The organism is Serratia sp. FGI94 (assembly GCF_000330865.1).
GTDB lineage: Bacteria > Pseudomonadota > Gammaproteobacteria > Enterobacterales > Enterobacteriaceae > Serratia_B > Serratia_B rubidaea.
Map to the genome: position 1 here is coordinate 2,995,516 of NC_020064.1, position 13,258 is coordinate 3,008,773.

A 13,258-nucleotide genomic window follows, 5' to 3' on the forward strand; every position below is an offset into this window, starting at 1 on the left:
ACGCCTGAGTTGAGCAGGCATCCGCCGACGCTACAGCAGCAGCGCCAGATCCATCGCCGTGCGCTGCAGCAGCGGCAGCACCCGTTCGCGCAGCGCCTGCGCCGATATCTGCGAGGCGTTGACGCCGACGTTCATCGCCGCCACCACGCCGCCTTTGCGCGAATGCATCGGCACCGCGATAGAGCGCAGGCCGACCTCCAGCTGCTGGTCGTTAATCGCATAGCCCTGACGCCGCACCCGGTCCAGCTGTTCGCGCAGCTGCGCCTCGCTGACCACGGTAAACGGCGTCAGCGGCTCCAGCGTCACCCGCGCCAAATACTCCTCCAGCTGCGGCTCGTCCAGCGCGCTGAGCAGCACCAGCCCCATCGAGGTGGCGTACGCCGGCAGCCGGCTGCCGCGCCCGAGGTCGATAGTCATAATACGTTTTACCGAGGCGCGGGCGATATACAGAATATTATCGCCGTCCAGCGTCGCCACCGAGCAGGACTGATCAAGCTGCTTACTCAGGTAATCCAGCGAATTCTGCGCCGTCTTCGCCAGCTCCGACGAGGAGAGATAGGCGTGTCCCACGGTCAGCACCCGCGGCAACAGCCGGTAGTGGCGGCCGTCAGGACAGTGTACAAACCCCAGCGCCTTCAGGGTGTACAGACAGCGCCGCACCGCCGCGCGCGGAATGCCGGTGATCTGACTGATTTCCGACACCGACATCTGCGAATACTGTGGCTTGAAGGCCTGCAACACCTCCAGCCCGCGCGCCAGCGACGCCATAAAATTGGGATCGCCCTTGTATTTATCATTGCTCAGCTCGCCGATCTCCTGCAGCCGCTGCAGTTCACCGTCGCCCAACGCCGGCATATCACTCATCCCGCCTCTCCTTCTTGTTAATAATCATGCAAATACCCCCTGCCGCCGGCTAATGCAACCCGTCTGCGGCGGCAAAGGAGTGAATTAGTTAGCTGCATCACAGAATTAACATCAAAATAACAAACCGTCCGATAATCGCACAAACATCTGATATTCGCACTTGCTGGCGATTTTTTCCTCCCCTAAGTTGAATTTAAGCCAGGCCAATATGGCGTCAGAAATCAGCCTATCGAGGAGAAGAAATGATTAATAAAAGCGTGCCGTCCACCGATGACGCCGTCGCCGACATTGCCGACGGCGCCAGCGTGATGGTGGGCGGCTTCGGCCCGGCAGGCCAGCCCTACGCCCTGCTGGATGCCCTGATCCGCCGCCGCCCGCGCAACCTGACGGTGATCAGCAACAACGCCGGTAACGGCGACTTCGGGCTGGCGGCGCTGCTGAAAGCCGGCTGCGTACGCAAAATCGTCTGTTCATTCCCGCGCCAGTCCGACTCCTGGGTGTTTGACGAACTCTACCGCCGCGGCGAACTGGAGCTGGAGCTGCTCCCGCAGGGCAACCTGGCGGCGCGCATTCAGGCGGGCGGCGCCGGCCTCGGCGGCATCTATACCCCGACCGGCTACGGCACCCAGTTGGCGGCGGACAAAGAGGTGCGCGAAATCGACGGCCGGCACTACGTATTCGAGCTGCCGCTGAAGGCCGACTTCGCGCTGATCAGGGCCGCGCGCGCCGACCGCTGGGGCAACCTGGTCTATAACCAGACCGGCCGCAACTTCGGCCCGATTATGGCGATGGCCGCCGGCTGCACCATTGCCGAGATCAACCAACTGGTGCCTCTCGGCGAGCTGGACGCCGAGGCGGTGATTACGCCGGGCATTTTCGTGCAACGGGTGGTCAGCGTGCCCTCCACCCCACAACGGCTTTCGGCCTGAGGATCCATCATGTCAAAACTGACGCATCAACAGCTGGCCGAACGTATCGCGCGTGATATTCCGGAAGGGGCCTACGTCAATCTGGGCATCGGCATGCCGACCCAGATCGCCAACTACCTGCCCGCCGATAAAGAGATCTTCTTACACAGTGAAAATGGCATCCTCGGCATGGGGCCAGCGCCGGCGGCCGGCGACGAAGACCCCGAGCTGATCAACGCCGGCAAGCAGCCGGTGACGCTGCTGCCGGGCGGCTGCTTCTTCCACCACGGCGACTCCTTCGCCATGATGCGCGGCGGCCACCTGGATATCTGCGTGCTGGGCGCCTATCAGGTATCGGAACGGGGCGATCTGGCCAACTGGAGCACCGGCGCGCCGGGGGCGATCCCGGCGGTCGGCGGCGCGATGGATCTGGCGATCGGCGCGCGTCAGGTGTATGTGATGACCGAACACCTGACCAAAAAAGGCGAATGCAAAATCGTCAAAGAGTGCAGCTATCCGCTGACCGGCGTCGCCTGCATCACCCGCATCTACAGCGATCTGGCGGTGATCGACGTCACCGACCGCGGACTGGTGGTACGCGAAATTTTTGCCGGCCTGACGCCGCGCCAGCTGCAGGACGTCACCCCGGTTGAACTGACCTTTGCCCTGCAACACGGAGAACAACACGATGACTCACGCCTATCTGTGTGACGCGGTGCGCACCCCGTTCGGCAGGCTGAACGGCAGCCTGGCGGGGATCCGCGCCGACGATCTGGCCGCCCTGCCGCTGCAGGCGCTGCAGCAGCGCCACCCGCAGCTGGACTGGAGCGCGCTGGACGACGTACTGCTCGGCTGCGCCAATCAGGCCGGCGAAGATAACCGCAACGTGGCGCGCATGGCGCTGCTGCTGGCCGGGCTGCCGGTCTCCGTGCCCGGCTGCACCGTCAACCGGCTGTGCGGCTCCAGCCTGGACGCCACCGCGATGGCGGCGCGCGTGATTAAAAGCGGCGAAGGCGACCTGCTGATCGCCGGCGGCGTCGAGAGCATGTCGCGCGCACCGTTTGTGATGGGTAAAGCGGAAAGCGCCTTCAGCCGCGCCATGCGGCTGGAAGACACCACCATGGGCTGGCGCTTTATCAACCCACAGATGAAAGCGCTGTACGGCGTCGATTCCATGCCGCAAACCGCCGAGAACGTGGCGGAGCGCTTCGGTATCAGCCGGCAGGATCAGGACGCCTTCGCCCTGCGCAGCCAGCAGCGCGCCGCCGCCGCGCAGGAAAGCGGCTTCTTCGCCAGCCAGCTGATCGCGGTAAACATCCCGCAGAAAAAAGGCACAGCGCTGTGCTTCAGCCAGGATGAACATCCGCGCGCCACCAGCCTGGCCGCGCTGGAACAACTCCGGCCGGTGGTACACCCACAGGGCAGCATTACCGCCGGCAACGCCTCCGGGCTGAACGACGGCGCCTGCGCCCTGCTGCTGGCCAGCGAAAACGGCCTGCGCCGGCACGGCCTGCAGCCGCTGGCACGCATCGTCGCCAGCGCGGTAACCGGCATCGAACCGGCGATCATGGGCTTCGGCCCGGCGCAGGCGGTGCGCAAGGTGCTGGACAACGCCGGACTGCGGCTGGAACAGATGGACGTGATTGAACTGAACGAAGCCTTCGCCGCGCAGGCGCTGGCGGTGACCCGCGCCCTGTCGCTGCCGGACGATGCGCCGCAGGTCAATCCGCACGGCGGTGCGATCGCGCTCGGCCATCCGCTGGGCGCCTCCGGCGGCCGGCTGGTGATGAACGCCGCCTATCAGCTGCAGCAGAGCGGCGGGCGCTACGGGCTGTGCACCATGTGCATCGGCGTCGGTCAGGGTATCGCCATGATTATCGAGAGGGTGTGATGGAGATTGAATACCGCCTTGACGGCCCAGCCGATGCGCCGCTGCTGGTGCTGTCCAATTCGCTGGGCACCACGCTGGATCTGTGGCAGCCGCAGATGGCGCTGTTCAGCGCCCACTTCCGCGTGCTGCGCTATAACCAGCGCGGCCACGGCGGCACGCCGCTGCCCGCCGCCCCGCTGACGCTGGAAATTCTCGGCCGCGACGTCATCGCCCTGCTCGACAGGCTGGAGGTGGAGCGCGCGCATTTCTGCGGCATCTCGATGGGCGGGCTGACCGGCCTGTGGCTGAACCGCTATCAGCCGCAGCGCCTGCGGCGGCTGGTGGTGGCCAACAGCGCCGCCTGTATCGGCAGCGCCGAAGGCTGGCGCCAGCGCGCACAACAGGCGCGCCGCGACGGCCTGGCGGAGATTGCCGCCGCCTCGCCGGCGCGCTGGTTCAGCGAGGAATTCCGCCGCCGCGAACCGCAGCAGGTGGCGACGCTGATCGCACGGCTGGCGCAGGGCAACGCCGCCGGCTATGCCGCCTGCTGCGACGCGCTGGCGCTGGCGGATCTGCGGGCCGAGGTTACGCGCATGCCGCAGCCGATGCTGGCGATCGCCGGCGAGCTGGATCCGGTCACCACGCCGGACGACGCGCGCTTCCTGCAGGAGAACGCGCCGCAGACCGAACTGACAACCCTGCCCGCCTCGCACATTGCCAATATTGCCTGCCCGACGCTGTTCGCCCATCGGGTGCTCGACTTTCTGACCGAGGTGTAAACCATGACGCTGTGTATTGAACGTATTGAAAGCTGGCTGCTCGATATTCCCACCATCCGGCCGCACAAACTGTCGATGGCGACCATGGGCTGCCAGACCCTGACCCTCGTCCGTCTCACCTGTGCAGGCGGCCTGGTCGGCTGGGGTGAAGCCACCACCATCGGCGGCCTGAGCTACGGGCCGGAAAGCCCGGAAGGGATCAAGTCCGCCATCGACACCTATCTGGCGCCGCTGCTGGTCGGCCAGCATTTTGACGGCCTGACGCCGCTGGTCAACCGGATGAACGCCAGCGTCAAAGGTAATACCTTCGCCAAATCGGCGCTGGAAACCGCGTTTCTCGACGCGCAGGGCAAGGCGCTGAATCAGTCGCTCAGCACCCTGCTCGGCGGCGCGCAGAGTCGGCAGCTGCCGGTGCTGTGGACCCTGGCCAGCGGCGATACCGAGCGTGATATCGCCGAGGGGCAACGCCTGCTGGCGGAAGGCCGGCATAGCGCCTTCAAACTCAAGATCGGCGCCAGAGCGCTGGCCGACGACCTGCGCCACACCGCGGCGATCGTCCGGGCGCTGGGGGCGGACGCCAGTATCCGCGTCGACGTCAATCAGGCCTGGGACGCCGCCACCGCGGTGCGCGGGATGGCCGCGCTGCAGGATATCGGTATCGATCTGGTGGAACAGCCGGTCGCGCTGTGGGACCGCGCCGCGCTGACGCAGCTGAGCCAGCGCTTTACCCTGCCGATTCTCGCCGATGAGGCGGTGGCCGACGCCCATGACGGCTACGCGCTGGCCGCCGACGGCTTCCGCGGCGCCTATGCGCTGAAGATCGCCAAGGCCGGCGGCCCGGCGCAGGTGCTGAAACTGGCGCACGTCGCCGACGCGGCCGGCATCGCGCTGTACGGCGGCACCATGCTGGAAGGCAGCATCGGCACCGTGGCGTCGCTGCACGCCTGGTCAACGCTGAAGCTGGCCTGGGGCACGGAAATGTTCGGCCCGCTGCTGTTAAAAGACGACATCATCGCCGAGCCGCTGAATTTCACCGCCGGGCAGGTCACGCTGCCGGACGGTCCGGGCCTCGGCATCGAGGTCGATGAAGACAAACTGCGCTTTTATCAGCGCACCTAAAGGAGCCTGTCTGATGCTGTTCAAAGTCGAAATGTCCGTACAACTGCCGTCCGATATGCCGGCCGCCGTCGCCGATGAGATCAAACTGCGCGAAAAGCGCTATGCGCAAGAGCTGCAGACGCAGGGAAAATGGCGCCACCTGTGGCGCGTGGCGGGGAAATACGCCAACGTCAGTATTTTTGACGTTGACAGTAATAGCGAGCTGCACGAGATATTATCGGCGCTGCCGCTGTTCCCCTATATGGAAATGCATATTGAGGCATTATGCCGACATCCGTCATCTATTTATGATGACGATAAATAAAGCAGAAAATAAACCATCTCCGCGGGCCAGCCGGTTATTTCCGGCGTAATCAACCCGAGCACTGCCTGAATAATGGCGATACGCCGCAGCCGGCCATCGTCATTATGACGGCGCGATAATAATGAGGAGTCTGCAATGTCCGTATCCTTCAATCAGTCTGAAGACGTCAGCAAGCTGCTGGATATCAGCAGCGGTTTAACCGGCAACGACGGCGATCCGCGTTTTAAAGCCATCACCCGCCAGCTGCTGGGCAATATTTGCCAGCTGATCGACGATTTTGATATTACCCCGGAAGAGTTCTGGCAGGCGGTCAATTATCTGCACCGCCTCGGCGGCCGGCAGGAAGCGGCGCTGCTGGCGGCCGGCCTGGGGCTGGAGCACTACCTAGATATGCGTGAGGACGCACGTGAACGTCAGCAGGGCCTGAACGGCGGCACGCCGCGCACCATCGAAGGGCCGCTGTATGTCGCCAACGCGCCGCTGAGTGAGGGCTACGCGCGGATGGACGACGGCGCGGACAGCGGCGAAGTCATGTGGCTGCACGGCCAGGTGCGCGACCAGCACGGCCGACCACTGCCGGGCGCCGTCGTCGATATCTGGCACGCCAATACGCTGGGCAACTACTCGTTCTTCGACAAATCGCAGAGTGACTACAACCTGCGCCGCCGGGTGAAAACCGGCGCCGACGGCCGCTATGCGGTGCGCAGCATTCTGCCCTCCGGCTACGGCTGCCCGCCGGACGGCCCGACGCAGGCGTGGCTCGATCGCCTTGGCCGCCACGGCAACCGCCCGGCACATATCCACTTTTTTGTCGCCGCCCCCGGACACAAGCACCTCACCACCCAGATCAACCTGAACGGCGACCGCTATCTGTGGGACGACTTTGCCTTCGCCACGCGCGATGAGCTGATCGCCGACCCGGTAAAAATCAGCGACCCGGCGCTGGCCGCGCAGCGCGATCTGCCGGGCGAACATACCGAAATCCGCTTTGATTTTATGCTTTACGCCGCCGGCGACAGCGCAGAGGAACAGCGGATTAAACGCCCGCGCGCGCTGGAAAGTTAATAAACCTATAAAAACATAATAACCGCCATGGGAAATATATTTCCCAGGACACCCTACGCAACGTGATTAACGAGGTCATTAGCATGAACTCATCGACAACTGCTATTTATTCCACGCTGGAACAGAAAATTAAAAATTCGATACGGATAGATAAAGAGCAAGGCGTCTATCAATGTAACCGCGGGATATTTACCGATCCGGCGATATTTGAACTGGAAATGAAGGCTATTTTTGAAGGCAACTGGGTCTATATGGCGCACGAAAGCCAGGTCGCCGAGCCGGGCGACTATTATACCCTGACGATGGGCCGCCAGCCGGTGATTATTACCCGCGATAAACACGGCCAGCTACACGCAATGATCAACAGCTGTTCGCACCGCGGTGCGATGCTGGCCAGCCGCAAAACGGGCAACAAGGCCACTTTCACCTGCCCGTTCCACGGCTGGACGTTTAACAACGCCGGTAACCTGCTCAAGGCCAAAGACGAAAAGGTCGGCGGCTATCCCCCGTGCTTCAAACAGGCCGGCTCGCACGATCTGAAACACCTGCCGCGCTTCGCCTCCTACCGCGGCTTTCTGTTCGGCAGCCTGAGCGACCAGGTACTGCCGCTGGAGGAGTATCTGGGCGATACCCGTCAGGTGCTGGACCTGATTGTCGACCAGGCGGAAGACGGCATCGAAATACTGACCGGCGCTTCGTCATACACCTATGACGGCAACTGGAAACTGCAGATGGAGAACGGCGTCGACGGCTATCACGTCAGCGTGGTGCACTGGAACTATGTCTCGACCATGTCGCGCCGCAGCCACGACGCCAACAGCACCCAAACCCTGGACGCCACCTGCTGGTCGAAAAGCACCGGCGGCGTCTACGGCTTTGAACACGGCCATATGCTGCTGTGGACCCGGGCGATTAACCCGGAGGTGCGGCCGGTGTTCAAACACTTCCGCCGGCTGAGCGACCGCTTCGGCGAGACACGCGCCGACTTTATGGTCAACCATACCCGCAACCTGTGCATCTACCCCAACCTTTACCTGATGGATCAGTTCTCCACGCAGCTGCGGGTGATGCGCCCCATCGCGGTGGATAAAACCGAGGTCACCACCTTCTGCTTCGCGCCGAAGGGAGAAAGCGCCGAAGACCGCGCCCTGCGCATCCGCCAGTATGAAGACTTCTTTAACGTCAGCGGCATGGGCACGCCGGACGATCTGGAAGAGTTCCGCGCCTGCCAGCAGGGCTATCTCGCCGGCGCTATGCCCTGGAGCGATATCAGCCGCGGCGCCACGCGCTGGCTGGAAGGCCCCGACGACAACGCGCGGGCGATGGCGATCCGTCCGATGATGAGCGGCCTGCGCGCCGAGGATGAAGCGCTGTATATCCCCCACCACCATCACTGGCAGCAGACCCTGCTGCGCAGCCTGAGCGACGACGAGGTGCAGTCATGAGCCAGCAACAACGTATCGAACAGTTTTTATACCGTGAGGCGCGCCTGCTGGACGACCGCCAGTGGGACGAGTGGCTGGCGTGCTACAGCCCGCAGGTCGAATACTGGATGCCCTCCTGGGGCGAGGACGACCGGCTCACCCGCGATCCGCAGCGCGAAGTGTCGCTGATTTACTACCCGAACCGCGAAGGGCTGGAAGACCGGGTCTACCGCATCAAGACCGAGCGTTCGGCGGCCAGCACGCCGGAGCCGCGCACCACCCACCAGATCAGCAACGTGGAGCTGCTCTCCGCCACGGCGGACGAGGTGGAGGTGCGCTACAACTGGAGCACCCACAGCCACCGCTATCAGAAAACCGATCTGTTTTTCGGCAGCTGCCGCTGCCGCATTGCGCTCGACGGCGAGCAGCCGCAGATTGTGAGCAAAACGATCCGTCTCAATAACGACTATATCAGTCATGTGATTGATATTTACCATGTTTGATGGGGGCGATGATGAGCTATAGCGTTGCACTTAACTTTGAAGACGGCGTCAGCCGCTTTATCCAATGCAACCCCGGTGAAACCGTGCTCGACGCCGCCTATCGTCAGCAGGTCAATCTGCCGATGGACTGCGCCGACGGCGTCTGCGGCAGCTGTAAATGCCATTGCGAACGGGGCGACTATCAGCTGGGGGATGACTACCTCGAAGACGCCCTTTCCGCAGAGGAGGCCGGACAGCGCCAGGTGCTGACCTGCCAGATGGTGCCGCACTCCGACTGCGTGATCGACGTGCCGATGGCCTCCGCGCTGTGCAAAACCGGCTGCGAAACCTTCTCCGCCAGCGTGGTGAGCGCCGCTGCGCTGTCGGACAGCGCGCTGGAGCTGACGCTGCAGTTAGATGACGTCCACAGCAGCATCGCCTTTCTGCCCGGCCAGTACGTCAATATCGAGGTGCCGGGCAGCGACGCCCGCCGCGCCTACTCGTTCAGTTCACCGCCCAACGCGCGCCGGCTGTCGTTCCTGCTGCGCAACGTGCCGGGCGGCGCGATGAGCAGCTACCTGAGCGGACAGGCGCGCCCCGGCGACAAAATGCGTCTGCACGGCCCGCAGGGCAGCTTTTATCTGCGCAACGTGACGCGGCCGCTGCTGTTTCTCGCCGGCGGCACCGGGCTGGCGCCCTTTTTATCGATGCTGGAGCAGCTGGCGCAGGACGGCGTCCAACGGCCGGTGCGGCTGCTCTACGGCGTCACCCACGACTGCGACCTGGTGAAGCTGGATCAACTGGACGATTATCGCTCGCGGCTGGGCGACTTCAGCTACCTGACCTGCGTCGCCAGCGACGCCTCGCAGGCGGCGCGCAAAGGCTACGTCACCCAGCATCTGGATGACGCGCTGCTGCACGACGGCGACGTGGACGTCTACCTGTGCGGCCCGCCGCCGATGGTCGAGGCGGTGCTGCACGATTTCCGCCGGCGTGCCTTTACGCCGGCCAGTTTCCACTATGAAAAATTCGCCCCCAGCCAGACGGCGCAAGGAGTCGCTGATGCAACAGCTACGTTTTAGCCACAAGGTGATGGCAATCACCGGCGCGGCGCAGGGGATCGGCAAGGCGGTGGCCGAACAGGCGGCGCGGGAAGGTGCCAGGCTGGCGCTGATCGACCGCGCGCCCTATCTGCAGGAGGTGGCCGCGGCGCTGCAGGAGCGGGGCTGCGACGCGCTGGCGATACAGGCCGATCTGGAGAGCTGGGAGGAGACGCAGGCGGCCATCGATCGGGCGCAGCGGCACTTCGGCCGGCTGGATATTCTGGTGAACAACGTCGGCGGCACCATCTGGGCGCGGCCGTTCGCCGAGTATGCGCCGGCGCAGATTGAAGCGGAGATCCGTCGTTCGCTGTTCCCGACGCTGTGGGGCTGTCGCGCCGTGCTGCCGCACATGCTGGCGCAGGGCGGCGGCGCGATCGTCAATGTCTCTTCCGTCGCCACCTGCGGCGTCAACCGGGTGCCCTATTCGGCCGCCAAAGGCGGGGTGAATGCGCTCACCCGCTCGCTGGCGTTTGAGTACGCCGGTGCCGGCATCCGCATCAACGCCACCGCGCCGGGCGGCACCGACGCGCCGCCGCGCCTGACGCCGCGCAACCGGGAGACGCCGACGCCGCAGGAGGAAGCGTGGTATCAGCAGGTGGTCGATCAGACGCTGAACAGCAGCCTGATGCACCGTTACGGCACGGTACACGAACAGGCCGACGCCATTTTATTCCTCGCCAGCGACGCGGCCAGCTATATTAACGGCAGCGTGCTGCCGGTGGCCGGCGGCGATTTAGGCTGACAGATCCGGCAGAGCGGCTTGCCGCTCTGCCGTCCCGCCTTAACGCAGCCGTCGCCCGTGTTCATCAACCACCTTTTCACCGTCTTCCTTGGTAAATGCCCCCTGCTGCGCGTCCGGCAAAATATCCAGCACTACCTCCGACGGCCGGCACAGCCGGGTGCCGAGCGGCGTCACCACAATCGGCCGGTTAATCAGTATCGGCTGTTGCAGCATGAGATCGATCAGTTGCTCATCACTCCAGTGCGTCTGCGCCAGCTGCAACTGCGCATACGGATCGACGTTTTTACGCAGCAGCGCCCGCACCGGGATGCCCATCTCAGCGATCAGCCGGCGCAGCTCTTCACGGCTCGGCGGCGTGTCCAGATACAACACGATCGTCGGCTCGACGCCGCTGTTGCGGATCAGCGCCAGCGTATTGCGCGACGTGCCGCAGGCCGGATTATGGTAGATGGTGATGGTCTTCATTAGCATTCCCATAGGTTAAGCCGTCAACGACAGACGCAGCGCCAGAGCGGCCAACGTCACGAACAGCACCGGCAGCGTCATCACAATACCGACGCGGAAATAGTAGCCCCAGGTGATACGGATATCCCTGCGCGCCAGCACATGCAGCCAGAGCAGCGTCGCCAGGCTGCCGATCGGCGTGATTTTCGGCCCCAGATCGCTGCCGATCACGTTGGCGTAGATCATCGCCTCTTTCACCACGCCGCCGGCGCTGCTGGCGTCAATCGACAGCGCGCCGATCAGCACCGTCGGCAGGTTATTCATTACCGAAGACAGAAACGCGGTGATAAAACCGGTGCCCAGCGTCGCCGCCCACAGCCCTTGATCCGCCAGGCGGTTCAGCACCGTCGACAGCAGATCGGTCAGCCCGGCGTTGCGCAGGCCGTATACCACCAGATACATCCCCAGCGAGAAAATCACAATCTGCCACGGTGCGCCGCGCAGCACTTTGCCGACATTGATCGTCCGGCCGCCTTTCGCCACCAACAGCAGCACCAGCGCGCTCACCGCCGCCACCAGACTGACCGGCACGCCCAGCGGCTCCAGCACAAAGAAGCCGACCAGCAACAGCAACAGCACGCCCCAGCCGGCGCGGAAGGTTGACAGATCGCGGATGGCGTCACGCGGCGTCTTCAGCAACGCCACGTCATAACGGGCCGGTATATCCTTGCGGAAAAACAGCAGCAGCATCGCCAGCGTGGCGATAATGGCGGCGATATTGACCGGTACCATCACCGCCGCATAGTCATTAAAGCCCAGCTTAAAGAAGTCCGCCGATACGATGTTCACCAGGTTGGAGACCACCAGCGGCAGGCTGGCGGTATCGGCGATAAAGCCGGCGGCCATGACAAACGCCAGCGTCGCCGCCGGGCTGAAGCCCAGCGCCAGCAGCATGGCGATCACGATCGGCGTCAGGATCAGCGCCGCGCCGTCATTGGCGAACAGCGCCGCCACCGCCGCCCCCAGCAGCACGATATAACAGAACAGCCGCCGTCCCTGCCCCTTGCCCCAGCGCGCAACGTGCAGCGCCGCCCATTCAAAGAAGCCGGACTCATCCAGCAGCAGGCTGATGATAATCACCGCGATAAAGGTGCCGGTGGCGTTCCAGACGACATGCCACACCGCCGGAATATCGCTGAGCTGCACCACCCCGCTCAGCAGCGCCAGCAGCGCGCCCAGTGAGGCGCTCCAGCCGATGCCCAGCCCCCGCGGCTGCCAGATAACCAATACGATGGTCAGGATAAAAATCGCGCCCGCCAGCCACATACTCGCTCCTTGTTTTGCGTTTCATATTCGAAAATTCGAATGTGTCAGATGACATGCATTGCCTTAACGGCACCGTGCCGGCCCGCCGTCGCCGGTGCGTTTCACCAGCCGGCTCAACGCCGCCTGCTGGCTGAGGTAGGCCTGCTCGATAATGCCGGCGGCCCAGGCCGGCATATGCGGCGAGAGCCGGTAGTAGATCCACTTACCTTCACGACGATCCAGCAGCAGGCCGCTTGCGCGCAGCATCGCCAGATGACGGGAGATTTTGGGCTGTGACAGCGTCAAAGTCGCCGCCAGCTCACACACGCACAGCTCTTCGCTCTGGCGTAACAGCAGCACCAGCATCAACCGGGTTTCGTCCGACAGGTTTTTAAATAGTTGTAATGGCGTCAGCATCATTGCGCAGGCTCCTTATTCCATCATCCGGCCAATAGTAGGCCCGCACGCAACGCTGTCAAGAACATATATGGAAATTCACATATTTCCGTACGGCGTGAAAATTTCAGCTATCGAATCGATACGGCAAAGCCGCTGTTCATGTTTCAGACAGCGCTCTACAATCGCCGCACTGACAATCCGACATCGCCAAAGGGGGCGCCATGTACAATTTTTCACGTTATCAGGCCAAAGAACTGGCATTAGCCTATATGAGCGGCAAACAGCACGATCTCTCGCCGCAGGCGTTCCTGCAGCAGCTTAAGCAGACGGAAAAGTCATTCGACTATCTGCTCAAGCACGGCGCAGAACAGCCGCGTGAAGTGATGATGAAAAGCTTCTGAGCCTTGGTATTTCTGGATTTCCCCGTTTATTTCGCATATAAAAATTCGC

General features: G+C 63.2%; 16 protein-coding genes. 12 read left to right on the forward strand and 4 right to left on the reverse strand.

Annotated elements, in window-relative coordinates:
• Positions 1 to 30 precede the first annotated feature (30 nt).
• Positions 31 to 864, reverse strand: coding sequence for an IclR family transcriptional regulator C-terminal domain-containing protein (locus tag D781_RS13610; RefSeq protein WP_015672916.1), 834 nt, complete (start codon positions 862 to 864; stop codon positions 31 to 33).
• Positions 865 to 1,106: 242 nt separating this feature from the next.
• Between D781_RS13610 and D781_RS13615 the strand changes: the two genes are divergently transcribed.
• The 11 genes from D781_RS13615 (at position 1,107) to benD (ending at position 10,660) form a co-directional block, all read left to right on the forward strand.
• Positions 1,107 to 1,793, forward strand: coding sequence for a 3-oxoacid CoA-transferase subunit A (locus tag D781_RS13615; protein WP_015672917.1), 687 nt, complete (start codon positions 1,107 to 1,109; stop codon positions 1,791 to 1,793).
• A 9-nt stretch (positions 1,794 to 1,802) separates the two neighbouring features.
• Positions 1,803 to 2,483 carry a 3-oxoacid CoA-transferase subunit B gene (locus D781_RS13620; RefSeq protein WP_015672918.1) on the forward strand — a complete coding sequence of 227 codons (681 nt, stop codon included), beginning with the start codon at positions 1,803 to 1,805 and terminating at the stop codon, positions 2,481 to 2,483.
• The gene (pcaF, locus tag D781_RS13625; protein WP_015672919.1) at positions 2,461 to 3,663 is read left to right on the forward strand and encodes a 3-oxoadipyl-CoA thiolase; all 1,203 of its coding nucleotides are present in this window, start codon (positions 2,461 to 2,463) and stop codon (positions 3,661 to 3,663) included. The genes D781_RS13620 and pcaF overlap by 23 nt, the downstream gene beginning before the upstream one ends.
• On the forward strand, positions 3,663 to 4,421 hold the full coding sequence (gene pcaD / locus D781_RS13630) for a 3-oxoadipate enol-lactonase (protein ID WP_015672920.1): 759 nt from the start codon (positions 3,663 to 3,665) through the stop codon (positions 4,419 to 4,421). Before pcaF ends, pcaD begins: the two co-directional genes overlap by 1 nt.
• Positions 4,422 to 4,424: 3 nt before the next feature.
• Positions 4,425 to 5,540, forward strand: coding sequence for a muconate cycloisomerase family protein (locus D781_RS13635; protein ID WP_015672921.1), 1,116 nt, complete (start codon positions 4,425 to 4,427; stop codon positions 5,538 to 5,540).
• A gap of 13 nt (positions 5,541 to 5,553) precedes the next feature.
• Complete coding sequence (gene catC, locus D781_RS13640; protein ID WP_015672922.1) at positions 5,554 to 5,844, forward strand: muconolactone Delta-isomerase; 291 nt, start codon at positions 5,554 to 5,556, stop codon at positions 5,842 to 5,844.
• 135 nt (positions 5,845 to 5,979) lie between these two features.
• A complete protein-coding gene (gene catA / locus D781_RS13645; protein WP_015672923.1) occupies positions 5,980 to 6,909 on the forward strand; it encodes a catechol 1,2-dioxygenase in 930 nt (309 codons plus the stop codon).
• Between the two features lie 83 nt (positions 6,910 to 6,992).
• Complete coding sequence (locus D781_RS13650; protein ID WP_015672924.1) at positions 6,993 to 8,354, forward strand: Rieske 2Fe-2S domain-containing protein; 1,362 nt, start codon at positions 6,993 to 6,995, stop codon at positions 8,352 to 8,354.
• A complete protein-coding gene (gene benB, locus D781_RS13655; protein ID WP_015672925.1) occupies positions 8,351 to 8,836 on the forward strand; it encodes a benzoate 1,2-dioxygenase small subunit in 486 nt (161 codons plus the stop codon). The genes D781_RS13650 and benB overlap by 4 nt, the downstream gene beginning before the upstream one ends.
• Before the next feature lie 11 nt (positions 8,837 to 8,847).
• A complete protein-coding gene (benC, locus tag D781_RS13660; protein ID WP_041412148.1) occupies positions 8,848 to 9,897 on the forward strand; it encodes a benzoate 1,2-dioxygenase electron transfer component BenC in 1,050 nt (349 codons plus the stop codon).
• Positions 9,878 to 10,660 (forward strand): benzoate diol dehydrogenase BenD, encoded by a 783-nt coding sequence (gene benD / locus D781_RS13665; protein WP_015672927.1) that lies wholly within the window; start codon positions 9,878 to 9,880, stop codon positions 10,658 to 10,660. Before benC ends, benD begins: the two co-directional genes overlap by 20 nt.
• A 39-nt stretch (positions 10,661 to 10,699) precedes the next feature.
• Here benD and arsC read toward each other — a convergent pair whose 3' ends face one another.
• The 3 genes from arsC to D781_RS13680 all read right to left on the reverse strand — a co-directional run bounded on the left by arsC (position 10,700) and on the right by D781_RS13680 (position 12,829).
• The gene (arsC, locus tag D781_RS13670) at positions 10,700 to 11,125 is read right to left on the reverse strand and encodes a glutaredoxin-dependent arsenate reductase (protein ID WP_015672928.1); all 426 of its coding nucleotides are present in this window, start codon (positions 11,123 to 11,125) and stop codon (positions 10,700 to 10,702) included.
• Between the two features lie 15 nt (positions 11,126 to 11,140).
• On the reverse strand, positions 11,141 to 12,430 hold the full coding sequence (locus D781_RS13675) for an arsenic transporter (protein WP_015672929.1): 1,290 nt from the start codon (positions 12,428 to 12,430) through the stop codon (positions 11,141 to 11,143).
• Positions 12,431 to 12,493: 63 nt separating this feature from the next.
• Positions 12,494 to 12,829 (reverse strand): metalloregulator ArsR/SmtB family transcription factor, encoded by a 336-nt coding sequence (locus D781_RS13680; RefSeq protein WP_015672930.1) that lies wholly within the window; start codon positions 12,827 to 12,829, stop codon positions 12,494 to 12,496.
• A gap of 200 nt (positions 12,830 to 13,029) precedes the next feature.
• On the opposite strand from D781_RS13680, the gene D781_RS13685 reads away from it, so the two are divergent.
• On the forward strand, positions 13,030 to 13,209 hold the full coding sequence (locus D781_RS13685) for a hypothetical protein (protein ID WP_015672931.1): 180 nt from the start codon (positions 13,030 to 13,032) through the stop codon (positions 13,207 to 13,209).
• Positions 13,210 to 13,258: the final 49 nt, after the last annotated feature.